Genomic DNA, 20,348 nt, shown 5'->3' with positions numbered 1-20,348 from the left:
ACCACAGCCAGGAACCGCCCGTGACCATGATCACTCCCGACCCAGGGAACAGCGCTTCGCGCCGGCCCCCGTCCGAGCCCTCACTTCGCTCCCGGGCGGGTGCGCCCGGTACGCTCACCGCCGTGCCACACGCTGATCAGTCCCAAACCGCCCAGAAAGGCGCTTCCGTGACCTATCCGGGACCGCCGCGACCGGTTCACAGCCCCGCGACACCCCTCGCGCGGCTCGCCGATCAGCTGGGTGCCGAACAGCCGGGCGACCCCGCCGAGGTCACGGGCATCACCCACGACTCGCGCGCCGTCCGCCCCGGCGACCTGTACGCCGCCCTCCCGGGGGCCCGCCTGCACGGCGCCGACTTCGTCACCCAGGCCGCCGGCCTCGGAGCCGTCGCCGTGCTCACCGACCCCACGGGGGCCGAGCGCTCCGCCGCGACCGGCCTGCCGGTCCTGGTCGTCGACGACCCGCGCGGGGCGATGGGCGAGCTGGCGGCGACCATCTACGGCCACCCGGGCAGCGACCTGCTCCAGATCGGCATCACCGGCACCTCCGGCAAGACCACCACCGCCTACCTCGTGGAGGGCGGCCTGCGGACCGCCCGCGCCACCGGGTTGATCGGCACCGTCGAGATGCGCATCGGCGACGAGCGCATCAAGTCCGAGCGCACCACCCCCGAGGCCACCGACCTGCAGGCCCTGTTCGCCGTCATGCGCGAGCGCGGCGTCGAGGCGGTCGCCATGGAGGTCTCCAGCCACGCGCTGGTCCTCGGCCGGGTCGACGGCTGCGTCTTCGACATCGCCGTCTTCAACAACCTCAGCCCGGAGCACATGGAGTTCCACTCCGGCATGGAGGACTACTTCCAGGCCAAGGCGAGCCTCTTCACCCCCGAGCGCAGCAAGCTCGGCGTGGTCAACTTCGACGACGAGTACGGCCGCCGCCTGATCCGCGAGGCCACCGTCCCGGTCGTCACCTTCTCCACCGAGGGCCACCCCGACGCCGACTGGCGCGCCGTGGACGTCCAGGTCGGCCCGATGGACTCGACGTTCACCGTCGTCGCCCCCGACGGGCGCCGCGTCGCCGCCAGGTCGCCGCTCGCCGGCCCGTTCAACGTGGCCAACGCCCTCGCCGCGATCGTCGCCCTCGCCGCCGCCGGGTTCGACCCGCAGGCCGCCGCCGACGGCGTCGCCGCAGTCCCGGGCGTGCCGGGCCGGCTGGAGCGCGTGGACGCCGGACAGCCCTACCTCGCGGTCGTCGACTACGCGCACAAGACGGACGCCGTCGAGTCGGTCCTCAGGGCGCTGCGCAAGGTCACCAAGGGCCGGCTGCACGTCGTGCTCGGCTGCGGCGGCGACCGCGACGTCACCAAGCGCGGCCCGATGGGCGCCGCCGTCGCCCGGCTCGCCGACACCGCCCTGCTGACCTCCGACAACCCCCGCTCCGAGGACCCCCTCGCGATCCTGGCGACCATGCTCCAGGGAGCGGCGTCCGTGCCCTCCCACGAGCGCGGCGAGGTGCAGCTGTTCGAGGACCGGGCCGCCGCGATCGCCGCGGCCGTCGGCCGCGCCCAGGCCGGGGACACCGTGCTGGTCGCGGGCAAGGGCCACGAACAGGGCCAGGACATCGCCGGCGTGATCCGTCCCTTCGACGACCGCCAGGTGCTTCGCGAAGCTATCCAGAAGACCCAGGGATGAACTTGTGATCGCCCTCTCCCTCGCCGAGATCGCCGAAGTCGTCGGCGGGCAGACGCACGACATACCGGATCCGTCCGTCCAGGTCACCGGACCCGTCGTCCGGGACTCCCGTGAGGCCGGCCCCGGCAGCCTCTTCGTCGCCTTCGTCGGTGAACGCGCCGACGGCCACGACTACGCGCGCGCGGTCGTCGAAGCGGGCGCGGTGGCCGTCCTGGCGTCGCGCCCCGTCGGCGTGCCCGCGATCGTCGTGGACGACGTCCAGGCGGCGCTCGGCGCCCTCGCCCGGCACGTCGTGCGCGAGCTCGGCACGACCCTCGTCGCCCTCACCGGCTCGGCGGGCAAGACCAGCACCAAGGACCTGATCGCCCAGGTGCTCCAGCGCAAGGCGCCCACCGTGTGGACGCCCGGCTCGCTCAACAACGAGATCGGACTGCCGCTCACCGCCCTCAGCGCCACCGAGGAGACCCGTTTCCTGGTGCTGGAGATGGGCGCCCGCGGCATCGGCCACATCCGCTACCTCACCGGTCTGACGCCGCCGAGGATCGGACTCGTCCTGAACGTCGGCTCCGCCCACATCGGCGAGTTCGGCGGCCGCGAGCAGATCGCGCAGGCGAAGGGCGAACTCGTCGAGAGCCTCCCGCCGGCCGACGAGGGCGGCACCGCCATCCTCAACGCGGACGACCCCTTGGTCCGGGCCATGGCCTCCCGAACGAAGGCGAAGGTGATCCTTTTCGGAGAGTCCGGCGAAGCGGACGTACGCGCCGAGAACGTGCGACTCACGGACAGCGGACAGCCCGCCTTCAGCCTTCACACACCCTCCGGGTGCAGCGATGTGACCATGCGCCTGTACGGTGAGCACCACGTGTCGAACGCGCTCGCCGCGGCCGCCGTCGCCCATGAGCTGGGCATGTCCGCGGAAGAGATCGCCACCGCGCTCTCCGAGGCGGGCTCCCTCTCCCGCTGGCGGATGGAGGTCACCGAGCGCCCGGACGGCGTGACGATCGTCAACGACGCCTACAACGCGAACCCCGAGTCCATGCGTGCCGCACTGCGCGCGCTGGCCGCCATCGGCAGGGGTCGGCGGACCTGGGCGGTGCTCGGCAAGATGGCCGAGCTCGGGGACGAGGCGCTCGCCGAGCACGACGCGGTCGGACGGCTCGCCGTCCGGCTCAACGTCAGCAAGCTCGTCGCGGTCGGGGGCAGGGAAGCCGCCTGGCTGCAACTGGGCGCATATAACGAGGGTTCGTGGGGTGAGGAGTCGGTGCACGTGTCCGACGCACAGGCGGCGGTCGACCTGTTGCGCAGCGAGTTGCGCCCGGGAGACGTCGTACTCGTGAAGGCGTCCCGTTCGGTCGGTCTGGAGAGCGTCGCGCAGGCGCTGCTCGACACCGGTGCCGAGGGTGAGGTCGCGGCCCGATGATGAAGCAGATCCTGTTCGCGGGAGTCATCGGCCTCTTCCTGACCCTGGTCGGCACACCGCTGCTGATCAAGCTGCTCGCGCGCAAGGGTTACGGCCAGTACATCCGCGACGACGGCCCGCGTGAGCACGCCAGCAAGCGCGGTACGCCGACCATGGGCGGTATCGCCTTCATCCTGGCGACGGTCGCCGCGTACTTCCTGTCCAAGCTGATCACGGGCAAGCCGCCGACCTACACCGGTCTGCTGGTGCTGGGCCTGATGTGCGGCATGGGCCTGGTCGGCTTCCTCGACGACTACATCAAGATCGTCAAGAGGCGCTCGCTCGGTCTGCGGGCCAAGGCGAAGATGGCCGGCCAGCTGATCGTCGGCATCGGCTTCGCGGTGCTCTCGCTGCAGTTCGCCGACTCCCGCGGCAACACCCCGGCCTCCACCAAGCTGTCGTTCATCACGGACTTCGGCTGGTCGATCGGCCCGGTGCTGTTCGTCGTCTGGGCGCTGTTCATGATCCTCGCGATGTCCAACGGCGTGAACCTGACGGACGGTCTGGACGGCCTCGCCACCGGCGCGTCGGTCCTCGTCTTCGGCGCCTACACCTTCATCGGCGTCTGGCAGTACCAGGAGTCCTGCGCCAACGGCGAGACCCTGACCAACCCCAACGCCTGTTACGAGGTGCGCGATCCGCTGGACCTCGCGGTCATCTCCGCCGCGCTGATGGGCGCCTGCCTCGGCTTCCTGTGGTGGAACACCTCGCCCGCCAAGATCTTCATGGGCGACACCGGTTCGCTCGCGCTCGGCGGCGTCCTCACCGGCCTGGCCATCTGCTCCCGCACCGAGCTGCTGGTGGCCATCATGGGCGGCCTGTTCGTCCTCATCACCATGTCGGTGGTCATCCAGGTCGGCTCGTTCCGCCTCACCGGCAAGCGCGTCTTCCGGATGGCGCCGCTCCAGCACCACTTCGAACTCAAGGGCTGGTCCGAAGTCCTTGTCGTGGTCCGCTTCTGGATCATCCAGGGCATCTGCGTCATCGTCGGACTGGGCCTCTTCTACGCGGGATGGGCAGCGGACAAGTGACCGACTGGCAGGGCAAGAACGTCACCGTGGCCGGGCTCGGCGTGTCCGGCGTCCCGGCGGCCAAGGTGCTGCACGGACTCGGCGCGAGGGTCACCGTCGTCAACGACGGCGACGACCCGCGCGCGCGGGCCCAGGCCGCAGAACTCCAGGCACTCGGCGTCACCGTGCGCCTCGGTGACGGGACAACCCTGCCCGAGGGCACCGAACTGATCGTCACCGCGCCCGGCTGGCAGCCCGACAAGCCGCTGTTCGCCGCGGCCCGCGAGGCCGGGGTGCCGGTGTGGGGCGACGTCGAACTCGCCTGGCGGCTGCGGGAGCTGGACGGCCGCAAGCCCGCCCCCTGGCTCTGCGTCACCGGCACCAACGGCAAGACCACCACCACGCAGATGCTCGCCTCCATCCTCAAGGCGGCGGGCCTGCGCGCGGCGGCCGTCGGCAACATCGGCGTCTCCCTGCTGGACGCGGTCCTCGGCGAGGAGCCGTACGACGTCCTCGCCGTGGAGCTCTCCAGCTACCAGTTGCACTGGGCGCCGTCCCTGCGGGCCCACTCCGCCACCGTGTTGAACCTCGCCCCCGACCATCTCGACTGGCACGGCTCCATGGAGGCGTACGCCAGGGACAAGGGGCGCATCTACGAGGGCAATCGGGTCGCCTGCGTCTACAACGTCGCCGACAAGGCCACCGAGGACATGGTGCGCGAGGCCGACGTCGAGGAGGGCTGCCGGGCCGTCGGCTTCACCCTCGGCACACCGGCCCCCTCCCAACTCGGCGTGGTGGACGGCATCCTGGTCGACCGCGCCTTCGTCGAGAACCGGCAGAAGAACGCCCAGGAGCTCGCCGAGGTCTCCGACGTCAACCCGCCGGTCCCGCACAACGTCGCCAACGCACTCGCCGCGGCGGCCCTCGCACGCGCCTTCGGGGTGCCCCCGCAGGCCGTCCGGGACGGCCTGCGGGCCTTCGTCCCGGACGCCCACCGCATGGCCCATGTGGCCGACGTGGACGGCGTCTCCTACGTCGACGACTCCAAGGCCACCAACACCCACGCCACGGAAGCCTCGTTGGCGGCCTACGAGTCGATCGTCTGGGTCGCCGGCGGACTGGCGAAGGGCGCCACCTTCGACGAACTGGTCGCCAAGTCGGCGAAGCGGCTGCGCGGCGCCGTCCTCATCGGCGCCGATCGGGAGCTGATCCGGGACGCCCTCGCGCGACACGCCCCGGAAGTACCCGTCGTCGACCTCGACCGGACCGACACTGGGGCGATGCTCCAGGCCGTCCAGGAGGCGAAGCGGCTGGCGCGGCCCGGCGACACGGTGCTGCTCGCCCCGGCCTGCGCCTCCATGGACATGTTCGCCAACTACAACCAGCGCGGCGACGCGTTCGCGGAGGCCGTTCGCGAACTCGGCGCGTGACCCGGCCGCCGCCGGGCGGACCTTGGGAGGGACGCGTGGGACCGTCGAGGTTCACGTTCAGCGGAGGCCGCGGTGCCCGGTAGCCGTACCGGGCGTCCGCCCGTCCAGCGCGCCGTCCGCAGGCCCGCCGCCTCCCCGCCGCGACCGGAGAACCCCGTGCTGCGGCTGTACACCCGCGCGCGCAAGGCCTGGGACCGGCCGCTGACCGCCTACTACCTGATCCTCGGCGGCAGCCTGCTGATCACCGTGCTCGGTCTGGTGATGGTCTACTCGGCCTCGCAGATCAAGGCGTTGCAGATGTCGCTGCCGGGCTCGTTTTTCTTCCGCAAGCAGTTCCTCGCCGCCGCCATCGGCGGGGGGCTGCTGCTGATCGCCTCCCGGATGCCGGTCAAGCTGCACCGGGCGCTGGCCTACCCGATCCTCGCCGGCGCCGTCTTCCTGATGGTCCTGGTCCAGATCCCGGGCATAGGGATGGCGGTCAACGGCAACCAGAACTGGATCTCGCTCGGTGGTTCCTTCCAGATCCAGCCCAGCGAGTTCGGCAAGCTCGCCCTGGTGCTGTGGGGCGCGGACCTGCTCGCCCGCAAACACGACCGGAGGCTGCTGACCCAGTGGAAGCACATGCTGGTGCCGCTGGTGCCGGTCGCGTTCATGCTGCTCGGACTGATCATGCTCGGCGGCGACATGGGCACGGCGATCATCCTGACGGCGGTCCTGTTCGGCCTGCTGTGGCTGGCGGGCGCGCCCACCCGGCTCTTCGTCGGGGTGCTGTCCGTCGCGGCGGTGATCGGCGTGATCCTGATCCGGACCAGCGACAACCGCATGGCCCGCCTCCAGTGCCTGGGCGCCACCGAGCCGCAGGCGGGCAAGGTCGACTGCTGGCAGGCCGTGCACGGGATCTACGCGCTCGCCTCCGGCGGAATCTTCGGCTCAGGCCTCGGGGCGAGTGTGGAGAAATGGGGGCAACTCCCCGAAGCCCACACGGACTTCATCTTCGCCGTCACCGGTGAGGAACTGGGCCTGGCGGGGACGCTGTCGGTGCTCGCCCTGTTCGCGGCTCTAGGCTATGCGGGTATCCGCGTGGCCGGACGCACGGAGGACCCCTTCGTGAGGTACGCCGCGGGAGGTGTGACCACCTGGATCACCGCGCAGGCGGTGGTCAACATCGGTGCGGTGCTCGGTCTGCTGCCGATCGCCGGAGTCCCCCTCCCGCTGTTCTCCTACGGAGGGTCCGCCCTGCTGCCGACCATGTTCGCCATCGGGCTGCTGATCGCCTTCGCACGCGACGAGCCCGCTGCGCGGGCAGCGCTTGCGATGCGGCCTCCCCGCTTTGGTAGAAAACGGGGAGCCGGGGGTCCTGCTTCCCTGAGGGGGCCCCGGAGATGGAACACGATGCGACGGCGTGCCTCGGCGGCGCGTTCGTCCGGAGAGCGGTGAATTTCGGTGCATGTCGTACTCGCCGGTGGGGGGACCGCCGGCCACATCGAGCCCGCGCTCGCCCTCGCGGACGCCCTGCGCAGGCAGGACCCGACCGTGGGGATCACAGCCCTGGGCACGGAGCGCGGCCTGGAGACCACGCTCGTCCCCCAGCGGGGCTACGAGCTGGCGCTGATCCCCGCCGTCCCGCTGCCGCGCAAGCCCACCCCCGAGCTGATCACCGTCCCGGGCCGGCTGCGCGGCACGATCAAGGCGACCGAGCAGATCCTGGAGCGCACCAAGGCGGACGTCGTCGTCGGCTTCGGCGGTTACGTCGCCCTGCCCGGCTATCTCGCCGCCAAGCGCCTGGGCGTGCCGATCGTCATCCACGAGGCCAACGCCCGCCCCGGACTGGCCAACAAGATCGGCTCCCGGTACGCCGCCCGCGTCGCCGTCTCCACGCCCGACAGCAAGCTCCGCGACGCCCGCTACATCGGCATCCCGCTGCGGCGCTCCATCGCCACCCTGGACCGGGCCGCGGCGCGCCCGGAGGCCCGCCACATGTTCGGCCTCGACCCCAACCTGCCCACACTGCTCGTCTCCGGCGGCTCGCAGGGCGCCCGCCGGCTCAACGAGGTGATCCAGCAGGTCGCGCCGTGGCTCCAGCAGGCCGGCATCCAGATCCTGCACGCGGTCGGCCCGAAGAACGAACTGCCCCATGTGCAGCAGATGCCGGGAATGCCCCCCTACATCCCGGTACCGTATCTGGACCGGATGGATCTCGCCTACGCCGCGGCCGACATGATGCTCTGCCGCGCGGGCGCGATGACCGTCGCCGAACTCTCCGCCGTCGGACTCCCGGCCGCCTACGTCCCGCTGCCCATCGGCAACGGCGAACAGCGGCTGAACGCCCAGCCGGTGGTCAAGGCGGGCGGCGGACTGCTCGTCGACGACGCGGAACTCACCCCGGAATGGGTCCGGGAGAGGGTCCTGCCCGTGCTCGCCGACCCGCACCGGCTGTACGAGATGTCCCGCGCCGCCGGCGAGTTCGGCCGCCGGGACGCGGACGAGCTGCTCGTCCGCATGGTGTACGAGGCGATCGCCTCGCGCTGAGACCCGTAACGGACAGGCGGGTGAGCCGAGGGGCGCCGGCCGGGGCGCCCCGGCCGGCGCACCGGGCCACGGAAAGGAGCGCGCGTGGCCAGAGCCGCCACCGCCGAACGCGGTGCACGCCCGCAGGAGCCGTCCGGCCCGCCCCTCCTCGGGAGGGTGGGTCCACGCCGGCTTCGTACGATCATCATCATCGCGGCGGCATTGGTGCTCCTCGGGGCGGGCGCCGTCTGGGCGTTGTACGGCTCGCGGTGGCTGCGGGTGGAGCGCGTCTCGGTCGTCGGCACACAGGTGCTGACGCCGGACCAGGTGCGCGAGGCCGCCGCCGTCCCGGTCGGCTCGCCCCTGGTCTCCGTCGACACCGGCGCGATCGAGGCGCGCCTGCGCGCGGAGTTGCCCCGGATCGACTCGGTGGACGTGGTCCGTTCCTGGCCGCATGAAATCGGCTTGAAAGTGACCGAACGCAAGCCCGTCCTGCTGGTTCGAAAAGGGCGGAATTTCGTGGAAGTGGACGATGACGGCGTCCGTTTCGCCACGGTTTCCCAGGCGCCCGCAGGCGTCCCGCTGCTGAAATTGGAAGCGTTTTCCTCCGGTTCGGCCGCCGCGAGCCTGCGCCGCTTCGGCGAGGCGCGTCTGGTCCGCGAGGCGGTCCGGGCCGCGGGGGCGCTTCCGGCCGCCGTCGCGCGGGACGCCCGGCTGGTCAAGGTCCGTTCCTACGACGACATCTCGCTGGACCTGAGCGGTGGCCGTACGGTCGCCTGGGGGAGCGCCGAGAAGGGCGCCGCGAAGGCCCGTACGCTCACCGCGCTCATGAAAGCCGCCCCGGACGCACGGCACTTCGACGTCAGCGTCCCCACGGCCCCGGCGTCATCAGCGAGTTGACGCACATCAGCGCAGGCCAGCACCCTGGTTGGGCACCGCTACGGCTGATCACATAGGGTGAAAAGAAAAACGGGAGGTTCGGCGTGTTCGTTGAACGGGCGCCACTTGTCGACTTAGTGTCCTGTTCAGAAGACTCCAAGGAACAGACACACTGGTAACCCTAAACTTCAGGGTTAGGGTTCGGGTCGGCGAAACGGACCGTCCCATTCGGCATCAGTCGCCGGAGCGCGGAGCGCTGAGCGCCCCCGCGGACCGACGACACGTAACTCGAGGCGAGAGGCCTTCGACGTGGCAGCACCGCAGAACTACCTCGCAGTCATCAAAGTCATCGGTGTCGGCGGCGGTGGTGTCAATGCCATCAACCGGATGATCGAGGTCGGTCTCAAGGGCGTCGAGTTCATCGCCATCAACACCGACGCGCAGGCGCTGTTGATGAGCGACGCCGACGTCAAGCTCGACGTCGGCCGCGAACTCACCCGCGGACTCGGCGCCGGAGCCAACCCGGCCGTCGGCCGCAAGGCCGCCGAGGACCACCGCGAGGAGATCGAGGAGGTCCTCAAGGGGGCCGACATGGTCTTCGTGACGGCCGGTGAAGGCGGCGGCACCGGCACCGGCGGCGCGCCCGTCGTGGCCAACATCGCGCGCTCCCTGGGCGCCCTCACCATCGGCGTGGTCACCCGCCCGTTCACCTTCGAGGGACGGCGCCGCGCCAACCAGGCCGAGGACGGCATCGCCGAACTCCGCGAAGAGGTCGACACCCTCATCGTCATCCCCAACGACCGGCTGCTGTCCATCTCGGACCGCCAGGTCTCGGTCCTCGACGCCTTCAAGTCGGCGGACCAGGTCCTGCTCTCCGGCGTCCAGGGCATCACCGACCTCATCACCACGCCCGGTCTGATCAACCTCGACTTCGCCGACGTCAAGTCGGTCATGTCGGAGGCCGGATCGGCCCTCATGGGCATCGGCTCGGCCCGCGGCGACGACCGCGCGGTGGCCGCCGCCGAGATGGCGATCTCCTCGCCGCTCCTGGAGGCCTCCATCGACGGCGCCCGGGGCGTGCTGCTCTCCATCTCCGGCGGCTCCGACCTCGGCCTGTTCGAGATCAACGAGGCCGCCCAGCTGGTCAGCGAGGCCGCGCACCCCGAGGCCAACATCATCTTCGGCGCGGTCATCGACGACGCGCTCGGCGACGAGGTCCGGGTCACCGTGATCGCGGCCGGCTTCGACGGGGGGCAGCCCCCGGCCCGCCGTGACACCGTCATCGGCTCCACGTCGTCGTCGGGCTCGGCCTCCGCCGCGCCCGGCCGCCGGGAGGAGCCGGCTCCGGCGCGGCAGCCGGAGAGCCGCCCGAGCTTCGGCTCGCTCGGCAGCGTCACCCCCAAGGAGGACCCGGAGCCGGCTCCCGAGCCGGTGGCCGAGATCCCGGTCGCCCCGCCGGTCCCGTCCTCGCGGACCTACACCGACAGTGCGGCCGAGGAGCTGGACGTACCGGACTTCCTGAAGTGATAGGACGGCGCGAGAGCGCGAGCGGCGCGCACTTCGCCTTCACCGACCGGTGGGGCGGGGTGAGCGCCGTTCCCTATGAGCAGCTCAACCTCGGCGGCGGGGTCGGCGACGACCCCGGGGCCGTGCGCACCAACCGGGAACTCGCCGCGAAGTCGCTCGGGCTCGACCCGGAGTACGTCGTCTGGATGAATCAGGTGCACGGCGTCGGAGTCGCCCAGGCCGACGGACCCGCGGGCGACGGCCCCCTCCCGGAGGTCGACGCGCTCGTCACCGCCCGCCGCGGCCTCGCCCTCGCCGTCCTCACCGCCGACTGCACGCCCGTCCTGCTCGCCGACCCGGTCGCGGGGATCGCCGCCGCGGCCCACGCGGGCCGGCCCGGCATGGTCGCCGGGATCGTCCCGGCCACTGTGCGGGCCATGGTGGAGCTCGGCGCCGAACCCGCCCGGATCGTCGCCCGCACCGGACCCGCCGTGTGCGGCCGGTGCTACGAGGTGCCGGCGGCGATGCGCGCCGAGGTGGCCGCCGTCGAGCCGGCGGCGTACGCCGAAACGAGCTGGGGCACGCCGGCGGTCGACGTGACCGCCGGGGTGCACGCGCAGCTCGCGCGCCTCGGGGTGCGCGACCGGGAGCAGTCGCCGGTGTGCACGCGCGAGTCGCAGGATCACTTCTCGTACCGCCGCGACCGCACCACGGGGCGACTCGCGGGATATGTCTGGCTGGACTGATGGGGCATGACGGAGCGTAGGGACGAACTCGCCGGGAATCTGGCGAAGGTGGAGGAGCGCATCGCCGCCGCGTGCGCGGCTGCCGGGCGCCGGCGGGAGGAGGTGACCCTGATCGTGGTCACCAAGACCTACCCGGCCGACGACGTGCGGATCCTGTCGGAGCTCGGCGTGCGCCACGTCGCCGAGAACCGCGACCAGGACGCGGCCCCCAAGGCCGCGGCTTGCTCGGATCTGCCCCTTTCCTGGCACTTCGTGGGTCAGTTGCAGACCAACAAGGTGCGTTCGGTGGTCGGTTACGCCGATGTCGTGCAGTCCGTCGACCGCGTCAAGCTGGTGACGGCCCTGTCGAAGGAAGCCCTACGGGCCGGGCGAGAGGTGGGCTGCCTCATCCAGGTCGCCCTCGACGCGCCGGAGCGTCCGGCCGGTTCGGGCGGTGTCGGCGAGCGGGGCGGCGTGTCTCCCGGCTCGGTGGAGGAGTTGGCCGCCGCCGTCGCGGCCGCGGAGGGGCTGCGGCTCGACGGACTGATGACCGTCGCACCCCTGACCGGCGAGTACGCCGGTCGTCAAAAGGCGGCGTTCCAGCGGTTGATGGATTTGTCGACCGACCTGCGCCGGACCCATCCGGCTGCGAACATGGTTTCCGCAGGGATGAGTGCGGATCTGGAGGAAGCCGTGGCGGCCGGGGCGACACATGTACGCGTCGGCACTGCGGTACTCGGAGTACGCGCGAGGCTCGGGTAACGTCGCCAGAAAGTCGGACCACAGCAGAAAATATGGTCATTACCGCTTGACAGCGGGCGTAAGGACCACGTGGATCGCGGGACTTGGCAGTCGTCAGCCGATCCACCACAGAGCGGAGGACTCAGAGAATGGCCGGCGCGATGCGCAAGATGGCGGTCTACCTCGGCCTCGTGGAGGACGATGGGTACGACGGCCGGGGCTTCGACCCCGACGACGACTTCGAACCCGAGCTCGACCCGGAGCCCGAGCGCGATCACCGGCGGCACGAGCCGCCACACCAGGCACATGTCGCACATCAGTCCCAAAGGGACGAAGAGGTGCGTATCGTCCAACCGCCCGCGCCACGCGAGCCGGTGGCGCGGGCCGCTTCGCTCCCCGCGGAATCCGGACGCCCCGCGCGCATCGCGCCCGTGGCATCCATCACACAAGAACGCCAGTCCCTGGAGAAGAACGCACCGGTGATCATGCCCAAGGTCGTGTCGGAACGAGAGCCGTACCGGATCACCACGCTGCACCCGCGGACCTACAACGAGGCCCGTACCATCGGGGAACACTTCCGTGAGGGCACTCCGGTGATCATGAATCTGACTGAGATGGATGACACAGACGCAAAGCGACTTGTCGACTTTGCGGCCGGTCTGGTGTTTGGTCTTCACGGCAGCATCGAGCGGGTGACGCAGAAGGTGTTCCTGTTGTCGCCTGCTAACGTCGATGTCACGGCGGAGGACAAGGCCCGCATCGCAGAGGGCGGGTTCTTCAACCAGAGCTGAGAGACTCGGCCGGAAACAGCAGTACGAGTGAGCGTGTGAGCAGGGGAGAGGGAAGCACCGAACATGAGCGTGGTCCTGGATGTCGTCTACATCGCGCTGATGGTCTTCCTCATCGTGCTCATCTTCCGACTGGTCATGGACTACGTCTTCCAGTTCGCCCGCTCATGGCAACCCGGCAAGGCGATGGTGGTCGTTCTGGAGGCCACCTACACTGTCACCGATCCACCGCTCAAGCTTCTGCGGCGGGTCATCCCGCCGCTGCGTCTCGGGGGCGTGGCGCTCGACCTGTCCTTCTTCGTACTGATGATCATCGTTTACATCTTGATCTCGATCGTGAGCGGGCTGTGAGTCGATGTGAACTACCGTCTTGCCGAATGCCGACGACTACGTTGAGGTGAAGAGATGCCGTTGACCCCCGAGGACGTGCGGAACAAGCAGTTCACGACCGTCCGCCTCCGAGAAGGCTATGACGAGGACGAGGTCGATGCCTTCCTCGACGAGGTCGAAGCCGAACTGACCCGTCTGCTCCGCGAGAACGAGGACCTGCGCGCCAAGCTGGCCGCGGCCACGCGCGCTGCTGCCCAGAATCAGCAGAACATGCGCAAGCCCCCGGAGCCGCAGGACGGCCCGCAGCAGGGCATGCCGCCGCAACAGCAGCAGGGCATGCCCCAGCAGGGCATGCGAGGTCCCGGCGCTCCGGTGCCCGCCGGCATATCGGGCCCGCCGCAGCAGCAGATGGGTGGCCCCATGGGTGGCCCGCCCCAGCTGCCGAGCGGTGCCCCGCAGCTGCCCGCCGGCCCCGGCGGCGGTCAGGGAGGTCCCCAGGGTCAGGGTCCGATGGGCCAGGGCCCGATGGGTCAGGGTCCGATGGGTCAAGGCCCCATGGGTCAGGGCCCGATGGGCGGTCAGCCCCCCATGCAGCAGCAGATGGGTGGTCCGATGGGCGGCCCCATGGGCGGTCCGATGGGCGGCCCCGGCCAGGGAGGCCCCGGTGGCGACAGCGCCGCCCGAGTCCTCTCGCTGGCCCAGCAGACCGCCGACCAGGCGATCGCGGAGGCCCGTTCCGAGGCCAACAAGATCGTCGGCGAGGCGCGTTCGCGCGCCGAGGGTCTTGAGCGTGACGCCCGGGCCAAGGCCGACGCCCTGGAGCGGGACGCGCAGGAGAAGCACCGCGTCGCCATGGGCTCCCTGGAGTCCGCTCGCGCCACGCTGGAGCGCAAGGTCGAGGACCTGCGCGGCTTCGAGCGCGAGTACCGTACGCGCCTGAAGTCGTACCTGGAGTCCCAGCTGCGCCAGTTGGAGACGCAGGCCGACGACTCCCTCGCCCCGCCGCGCACTCCGGCCACGGCCTCCCTGCCGCCGTCCCCGGCGCCTTCCATGGCTCCGGCCGGCGCCAGCGCCCCGTCCTACGGCGGCAACCAGGGCATGGGCGGCCCGGGCCCCGCTGCTCCGTCCTACGGCGGCCAGCAGCAGATGTCTCCCGCCATGACCCAGCCGATGGCGCCGGTACGACCGCAGGGTCCCTCCCCGATGGGGCAGGCTCCCTCGCCGATGCGCGGCTTCCTCATCGACGAGGACGACAACTGACGGCCAGTAGTACGCCTTAGGCGTCGGCGGCGTTCAAAGGGCGGGGCCCCGGATTCCGATCCGGGGCCCCGCCCTTTTACGCGCATTGCGCACGGGAACCGACGTGATCGGTACCGACAGCGGGACGCACAACGGCGGCTGCCCGGTACCGGACAGCCGCCGTCGACCTGCTCGGCGCGAGCGCTACACCTTGCGGAGGCGGAACGTCAACGTCAGGGCCTCGTCGCTGAACGGGGCGCCGTAGCTGTCGTCGGCGTCACCCTGGGCGAAGTCCGTCGCGAGGACCTCGTCGGCGATCAGACCGGCGTGGTCGTTCAGGGCCTCGACGGTCGCCGGGTCCGTCGCGGTCCAGCGGAGCGCGATGCGGTCGGCGACGTCGAGACCGCTGTTCTTGCGGCTCTCCTGGATCAGGCGGATCGCGTCACGGGCCAGACCGGCACGCCGCAGCTCCTCGGTGATCTCCAGGTCGAGGGCGACCGTCGCACCGGAGTCGGACGCCACCGACCAGCCCTCGCGCGGCGTCTCCGTGATGATCACCTCGTCCGGGCCGAGCGTGATCGTCTCGCCGTCGACCTCCACCGACGCGGTGCCCTCGCGCAGCGCCAGGGAGAGCGCGGCCGCGTCGGCGCCGGCGACGGCCTTGGCGACGTCCTGGACGCGCTTGCCGAACCGCTTGCCCAGAGCACGGAAGTTGGCCTTGGCGGTCGTGTCGACCAGGCTGCCGCCCACCTCGGACAGCGACGCGAGCGACTCGACGTTCAGCTCCTCCGTGATCTGCGAGCGCAGCTCGGGCGAGAGGGCGTCGAAGCCGGCCGCGGCGATCAGGGCGCGGCGCAGCGGCTGGCGGGTCTTGACGCCCGACTCCGCGCGCGTGGCGCGGCCCAGCTCCACCAGACGGCGGATGAGCGCCATCTGCCGGGACAGCTCCGGGTCGATCGCGGACAGGTCCGCCTCCGGCCAGGAGGACAGGTGAACCGACTCCGGGGCGCCGGGCGTGACGGGCGCGACCAGGTCCTGCCAGACCCGCTCGGTGATGAACGGGGTCAGCGGGGCCATCAGCTTGGTGACCGTCTCCACGACCTCGTGCAGCGTGCGCAGCGCGGACTTGTCGCCCTGCCAGAAGCGGCGGCGCGAGCGGCGCACGTACCAGTTGGACAGGTCGTCGACGAACGCGGAGAGCAGCTTGCCGGCGCGCTGGGTGTCGTAGGCCTCCAGGGACTGCGTCACCTGGTCGGTGAGCGCGTGGAGTTCGGACAGCAGCCAGCGGTCGAGGACGGGCCGCTCGGCGGGCGCCGGGTCGGCCTCGGAGGGGGACCAGCCGGACGTGCGCGCGTACAGGGCCTGGAAGGCGACCGTGTTCCAGTACGTCAGGAGCGTCTTGCGGACGACCTCCTGGATCGTGCCGTGTCCCACGCGGCGGGCCGCCCAGGGCGAGCCGCCGGCCGCCATGAACCAGCGCACCGCGTCCGCGCCGTGCTGGTCCATGAGCGGGATCGGCTGCAGGATGTTGCCCAGGTGCTTGGACATCTTGCGGCCGTCCTCGGCGAGGATGTGGCCGAGGCAGACGACGTTCTCGTAGCTGGACTTGTCGAAGACCAGCGTGCCGACCGCCATCAGCGTGTAGAACCAGCCGCGGGTCTGGTCGATGGCCTCGGAGATGAACTGCGCCGGGTAGCGGCTCTCGAACAGCTCCTTGTTCTTGTACGGGTAGCCCCACTGCGCGAACGGCATGGACCCCGAGTCGTACCAGGCGTCGATGACCTCCGGCACGCGCGTGGCGGTCTTCCCGCAGCCCTCCTGCGGGCAGCCGAAGGTGACCGCGTCGATGAACGGGCGGTGCGGGTCCAGCTCGGACTGGTCGGCGCCGGTGAGCTCGCTGAGCTCCGCGCGCGAGCCGACGCAGGTGAGGTGGTCGTCCTCGCAGCGCCAGATCGGCAGCGGGGTGCCCCAGTAGCGGCTGCGGGACAGCGCCCAGTCGATGTTGTTGTTCAGCCAGTCGCCGAAGCGGCCGTGCTTGACCGAGTCGGGGAACCAGTTGGTCTTCTCGTTCTCCTGGAGGAGACGGTCCTTGACGGCGGTGGTGCGGATGTACCAGGACGGCTGCGCGTAGTAGAGCAGCGCGGTGTGGCAGCGCCAGCAGTGCGGGTAGCTGTGCTCGTACGGGATGTGCTTGAACAGCAGGCCGCGCTGCTGGAGGTCCTCGGTGAGCCGTTCGTCGGCCTTCTTGAAGAAGACGCCGCCGACCATGGGGACGTCCGGCGCGAAGGTGCCGTCGGGGAGGACGGGGTTGACCACGGGCAGGCCGTAGGAGCGGCAGACCTTGAGGTCGTCCTCACCGAAGGCGGGGGACTGGTGGACCAGACCGGTGCCGTCCTCGGTGGTCACGTACTCGGCGTTGACGACGAAATGCGCCTCGGCCGGGAACTCCACCAGCTCGAAGGGACGTTGATAGGTCCAGCGCTCCATTTCGGCGCCGGTGAAGGTCTGCCCGGTGGTCTCCCAGCCCTCGCCGAGCGCCTTGGCGAGCAGCGGCTCGGCGACGACGAGCTTCTCTGCGCTGTCAGGGCCCTTCGTCGCGACGACGTAGGTGACCTCGGGGTGCGCGGCCACGGCCGTGTTGGAGACCAGCGTCCAGGGGGTCGTCGTCCACACCAGGAGGGCGGCCTCGCCGGCGAGCGGACCGGAGGTGAGCGGGAAACGGACGTACACGGACGGGTCGACGACCGTCTCGTAGCCCTGCGCCAGCTCGTGGTCGGACAGGCCGGTGCCGCAGCGCGGGCACCAGGGGGCGACGCGGTGGTCCTGGACCAGCAGGCCCTTGCCGAAGATCTCCTTCAGCGACCACCAGACCGACTCGATGTACTCGGGGTCCATCGTGACGTACGCGTCGTCGAGGTCGACCCAGTAGCCCATGCGGGTCGTCAGCTCGGCGAAGGCGTCGGTGTGGCGGAGCACGGACTCACGGCACTTGGCGTTGAAGTCGGCGATGCCGTACGCCTCGATGTCCTTCTTGCCGCTGAAGCCGAGTTCCTTCTCGACCGCCAGCTCCACCGGGAGGCCGTGGCAGTCCCAGCCGGCCTTGCGGGCCACGTGGTAGCCGCGCATGGTGCGGAAGCGGGGGAAGACGTCCTTGAAGACGCGGGCCTCGATGTGGTGGGCGCCCGGCATGCCGTTGGCGGTGGGCGGGCCCTCGTAGAACACCCACTCGGGGCGGCCCTCGGACTGCTCCAGGCTCTTGGCGAAGATCTTCTGCTCGCGCCAGAAGTCGAGCACGGCGTGCTCGAGGGCGGGCAGGTCGACCTGGGCGGGCACCTGGCGGTACTGCGGCGTTGTCATCGGCGAGCTTCCTCCGGCGGACGTACTGCCTTCCGTCGGAGGGACGAGAGCCTTCTTGCCTGTCTACGCCGTGTGCGGCGCGCTCCCGCGGTACCACCCTCCTTGGCTCCCCGGTGCGTCCTGCACGCCGGTGAGCCCCCTCATTGGGGTCGCGATGCCGGTTCTACTCGCCTGCGGCTGTCGCCCGTGGCTTTCTTCCGGCGGCTCCGGGGTGATGTTCACGTCGCGCTCGCCCCCGGGCTTCCACCGTCCCCGGGTCGCTCTGGGCTGCGTACGCCGCTACTCGTCCCCATCCACGCTTCTCGCTCCGCCCAGTGTACGGCGCGCCGCGGACGGCGGCCGACCGGATTTCCGGGACTGTGGACGAGGCGCGGGACCGTGTCCGGTATGACCCGAATGGGGCGGTGTGCGGGTTCGGGTCCCGGGACGGCGAACTGGGCGGATTACCTCGCGGGGAGTTGGGCACAACGCATGCAGGTTCGCCGCGCGGCGTGCGCGAGGCGGGCGAATCGGGCGGTGCGCCCCGTTGCCGCGGGACCCAAGTCGATTTATCGTCCCAGCACGATTCGCGCGCAAGATCACAATATGTGAAGGGGCCGCGGCATGGTGGCGAAGAAGACCGCCGTACGGCAGTCGGCGTCCGGGGACGCCTCTGGCGGTGCGGCCGGAAACGACGCGCGAGGTGGCGGCGCCGCGCGCGCGGCCGAGGGGGCGAGGAAGGCGACCGGGGGCGGCAAGGCGGCCGAGGGGGCGGGGAGGAGCGGGACGGGGGTAGCGGGCTCCGCTCGGGGGAAGAAGGCAGCGGCGGAGGGCAAGGCGACGGCAGGCGGCAGGACCTCGGCCGGGGGAGCGGCCAAGGGCAAGGCGACGGACGGAGGAGCGGCTGCCGAGAAGGCGGCGGCCTCGGGGGCGGTGCGGAAGACAGCGGTGAAGAAAGCGACGCGCGCGGGGCCGGCCACCGGCGTGGAGGCGGTCATGGACACGGCCGCGGAGACGACCGTGACGGCGACGGCGGACGCACAGAAGAAGGCAGCGGCCACGAAGAAGAGGACCCCGGTGGCGAAGAAGACGGCGGCTGCGAAGAAGGCGGTGGCCGCCGAGGAGACGACGGTCGCCAGGAAAGCGGCTGTGAAGGCGAGTGCCCGGAAGGCGGAGAAGGCGACGCGGGCGAAGGCCTCCCCGGCCGGGGCAGAGGCCGCGACCGGGAACGCCGCACGCGCGGAGAGCGCGCCCCGCGCTGCCGCCGGCCGTCGGGCCGGGAGCCCCGGGGGACCGGGACGGGGTGGTGACGGCGGCGCCGTCACGGAGGGGGACGGCAGGCAGGGCGCCGTCAGGAAGAGCAGGGCCAACAAGGCGGGCGCGGCCTCGGCCGCGGAGCAGACGGGAGCCACGACAGTGGTTGCGAAGAAGACTCCTGGCACGGCCACGGCGGCGAAGAACGCCGTCCCCAAGGCACGGCCCGCCGCGGCCGAGGCCGGCGACCTGGCGGTACGCCCCGGTGAGGAGCCGTGGACCCCCGAAGAGGTCGAGGAGGCCCGCGCCGAACTGCAGTCCGAGTTCGACCGGCTGCGCACGGAACTCGTCTCCTCCGAGGCGGCCCTCGCGGGTCTCATGCGGGACTCCGGGGACGGCGCCGGCGACGACCAGGCGGACACCGGCACCAAGAACATCACGCGCGAGCACGAACTGGCGCTCGCCGCCAACGCGCGCGAGATGATGATCCAGACCGAGCACGCCCTGGAGCGGCTGGACGCCGGCACCTACGGCCTGTGCGAGAACTGCGGAAAGCCCATCGGCAAGGCCAGGATGCAGGCCTTCCCGCGGGCCACGCTGTGCGTGGAGTGCAAGCAGAAGCAGGAGCGCCGGTACTGATCGCCTGGCTGCCCGGGGGCGTGCCGTACCCTCGTCCTCAGTCAGGTACCTAGGTTGAGGGACTCACGTGGCAGAGGCGGAGCGCATCATCGGTACGCCGGGCACCCCGGAAGCGGCGGGGGGCGAGCCGGAGCGGCCCGACGCGAGCGTCGGGGGCGCAGGCGCGCCGGGTCCGGGCGAGGCGTCCGGCGCGGAGGGGGCGGGCGAGGACTCCGCCGGGCGGTCCCGCGGCAGGCGCCGGATCGCCGTGCTGTTCGGGGTCGCCGCGTTCGCGTACGCCCTCGACCTGATCAGCAAGATGATCGTCGTCGCCAAGCTGGAGCACCACGAGCCGATCGAGATCATCGGCGACTGGCTGCGCTTCGAGGCGATCCGCAACGCGGGCGCCGCCTTCGGCTTCGGCGAGGCCTTCACCGTGATCTTCACGGTGATCGCGGCGGCGGTCATCGTGGTGATCGCCCGGCTCGCCCGCAAGCTGTACAGCCTGCCCTGGGCGATCGCGCTCGGCCTGCTGCTCGGCGGCGCGCTCGGCAACCTCACCGACCGGATCTTCCGCGCGCCGGGCGTCTTCGAGGGCGCGGTGGTGGACTTCATCGCCCCGAAGCACTTCGCGGTCTTCAACCTCGCCGACTCGGCGATCGTGTGCGGCGGCATCCTGATCGTGCTGCTGTCGTTCAAGGGCCTCGACCCGGACGGCACCGTCCACAAGGACTGACGGGTCCCCGCGCACGAGCGCGCGGTGAGCCGTCCCGGCCACCGGGTCGTCCGCAGGCGCGGGGTTGTCCACAGGTCCGTGCGGGGCGGTCGCGCCCGTCC

The 20,348-nt window shown here is 71.1% G+C and carries 16 protein-coding genes; 15 read left to right on the top strand and 1 reads right to left on the bottom strand.

Annotation, left to right across the window (positions count from 1 at the left end):
* The first annotated feature begins 20 nt into the window (after nt 1-20).
* The 13 genes from ACFYXA_RS14385 to ACFYXA_RS14325 all read left to right on the top strand — a co-directional run bounded on the left by ACFYXA_RS14385 (nt 21) and on the right by ACFYXA_RS14325 (nt 14,324).
* Nucleotides 21-1,688 (top strand): UDP-N-acetylmuramoyl-L-alanyl-D-glutamate--2,6-diaminopimelate ligase, encoded by a 1,668-nt coding sequence (locus tag ACFYXA_RS14385; protein WP_389032362.1) that lies wholly within the window; start codon nt 21-23, stop codon nt 1,686-1,688.
* A gap of 4 nt (nt 1,689-1,692) precedes the next feature.
* Nucleotides 1,693-3,108: a UDP-N-acetylmuramoyl-tripeptide--D-alanyl-D-alanine ligase gene (gene murF / locus ACFYXA_RS14380; protein WP_389032359.1), complete on the top strand. Its 1,416-nt coding sequence runs from the start codon at nt 1,693-1,695 to the stop codon at nt 3,106-3,108.
* Complete coding sequence (mraY, locus tag ACFYXA_RS14375) at nt 3,105-4,178, top strand: phospho-N-acetylmuramoyl-pentapeptide-transferase (protein WP_130437212.1); 1,074 nt, start codon at nt 3,105-3,107, stop codon at nt 4,176-4,178. The genes murF and mraY overlap by 4 nt, the downstream gene beginning before the upstream one ends.
* Nucleotides 4,160-5,587 (top strand): UDP-N-acetylmuramoyl-L-alanine--D-glutamate ligase, encoded by a 1,428-nt coding sequence (gene murD, locus ACFYXA_RS14370; protein ID WP_389032356.1) that lies wholly within the window; start codon nt 4,160-4,162, stop codon nt 5,585-5,587. Before mraY ends, murD begins: the two co-directional genes overlap by 19 nt.
* A 72-nt stretch (nt 5,588-5,659) precedes the next feature.
* Nucleotides 5,660-7,024, top strand: a complete 1,365-nt coding sequence (gene ftsW / locus ACFYXA_RS14365) for a putative lipid II flippase FtsW (RefSeq protein ID WP_352246298.1) — start codon at nt 5,660-5,662, stop codon at nt 7,022-7,024.
* 6 nt (nt 7,025-7,030) lie between these two features.
* Nucleotides 7,031-8,116, top strand: coding sequence for an undecaprenyldiphospho-muramoylpentapeptide beta-N-acetylglucosaminyltransferase (gene murG, locus ACFYXA_RS14360; RefSeq protein WP_351093198.1), 1,086 nt, complete (start codon nt 7,031-7,033; stop codon nt 8,114-8,116).
* Between the two features lie 84 nt (nt 8,117-8,200).
* Nucleotides 8,201-8,995, top strand: a complete 795-nt coding sequence (locus tag ACFYXA_RS14355; RefSeq protein WP_389032351.1) for a cell division protein FtsQ/DivIB — start codon at nt 8,201-8,203, stop codon at nt 8,993-8,995.
* A 288-nt stretch (nt 8,996-9,283) separates the two neighbouring features.
* A complete protein-coding gene (gene ftsZ, locus ACFYXA_RS14350; RefSeq protein WP_351093194.1) occupies nt 9,284-10,501 on the top strand; it encodes a cell division protein FtsZ in 1,218 nt (405 codons plus the stop codon).
* Nucleotides 10,498-11,226: a peptidoglycan editing factor PgeF gene (pgeF, locus tag ACFYXA_RS14345; RefSeq protein WP_389032347.1), complete on the top strand. Its 729-nt coding sequence runs from the start codon at nt 10,498-10,500 to the stop codon at nt 11,224-11,226. The genes ftsZ and pgeF overlap by 4 nt, the downstream gene beginning before the upstream one ends.
* A 6-nt stretch (nt 11,227-11,232) precedes the next feature.
* A complete protein-coding gene (locus ACFYXA_RS14340) occupies nt 11,233-11,967 on the top strand; it encodes a YggS family pyridoxal phosphate-dependent enzyme (protein ID WP_389032344.1) in 735 nt (244 codons plus the stop codon).
* 128 nt (nt 11,968-12,095) lie between these two features.
* Entirely contained in the window at nt 12,096-12,737 is a 642-nt protein-coding gene (locus ACFYXA_RS14335) for a cell division protein SepF (RefSeq protein ID WP_130437220.1), read from the top strand.
* Nucleotides 12,738-12,800: 63 nt separating this feature from the next.
* Complete coding sequence (locus ACFYXA_RS14330; protein ID WP_130437221.1) at nt 12,801-13,085, top strand: YggT family protein; 285 nt, start codon at nt 12,801-12,803, stop codon at nt 13,083-13,085.
* 54 nt (nt 13,086-13,139) lie between these two features.
* The gene (locus ACFYXA_RS14325; protein WP_352246294.1) at nt 13,140-14,324 is read left to right on the top strand and encodes a DivIVA domain-containing protein; all 1,185 of its coding nucleotides are present in this window, start codon (nt 13,140-13,142) and stop codon (nt 14,322-14,324) included.
* Between the two features lie 183 nt (nt 14,325-14,507).
* On the opposite strand, the gene ileS is transcribed toward ACFYXA_RS14325, so the two are convergent.
* Nucleotides 14,508-17,660: an isoleucine--tRNA ligase gene (gene ileS, locus ACFYXA_RS14320; protein ID WP_389032339.1), complete on the bottom strand. Its 3,153-nt coding sequence runs from the start codon at nt 17,658-17,660 to the stop codon at nt 14,508-14,510.
* Between the two features lie 603 nt (nt 17,661-18,263).
* Here ileS and ACFYXA_RS14315 point away from each other — a divergent pair.
* Both ACFYXA_RS14315 and lspA read left to right on the top strand, forming a co-directional pair.
* Entirely contained in the window at nt 18,264-19,532 is a 1,269-nt protein-coding gene (locus ACFYXA_RS14315) for a TraR/DksA family transcriptional regulator (RefSeq protein ID WP_389032336.1), read from the top strand.
* Between the two features lie 67 nt (nt 19,533-19,599).
* Nucleotides 19,600-20,247: a signal peptidase II gene (gene lspA, locus ACFYXA_RS14310; protein ID WP_389032333.1), complete on the top strand. Its 648-nt coding sequence runs from the start codon at nt 19,600-19,602 to the stop codon at nt 20,245-20,247.
* Nucleotides 20,248-20,348: the final 101 nt, after the last annotated feature.

It is taken from the genome of Streptomyces sp. NPDC002566 (assembly GCF_042889585.1).
Lineage (GTDB): Bacteria > Actinomycetota > Actinomycetes > Streptomycetales > Streptomycetaceae > Streptomyces.
This window is presented reverse-complemented; position numbering and strand designations above follow the sequence as displayed.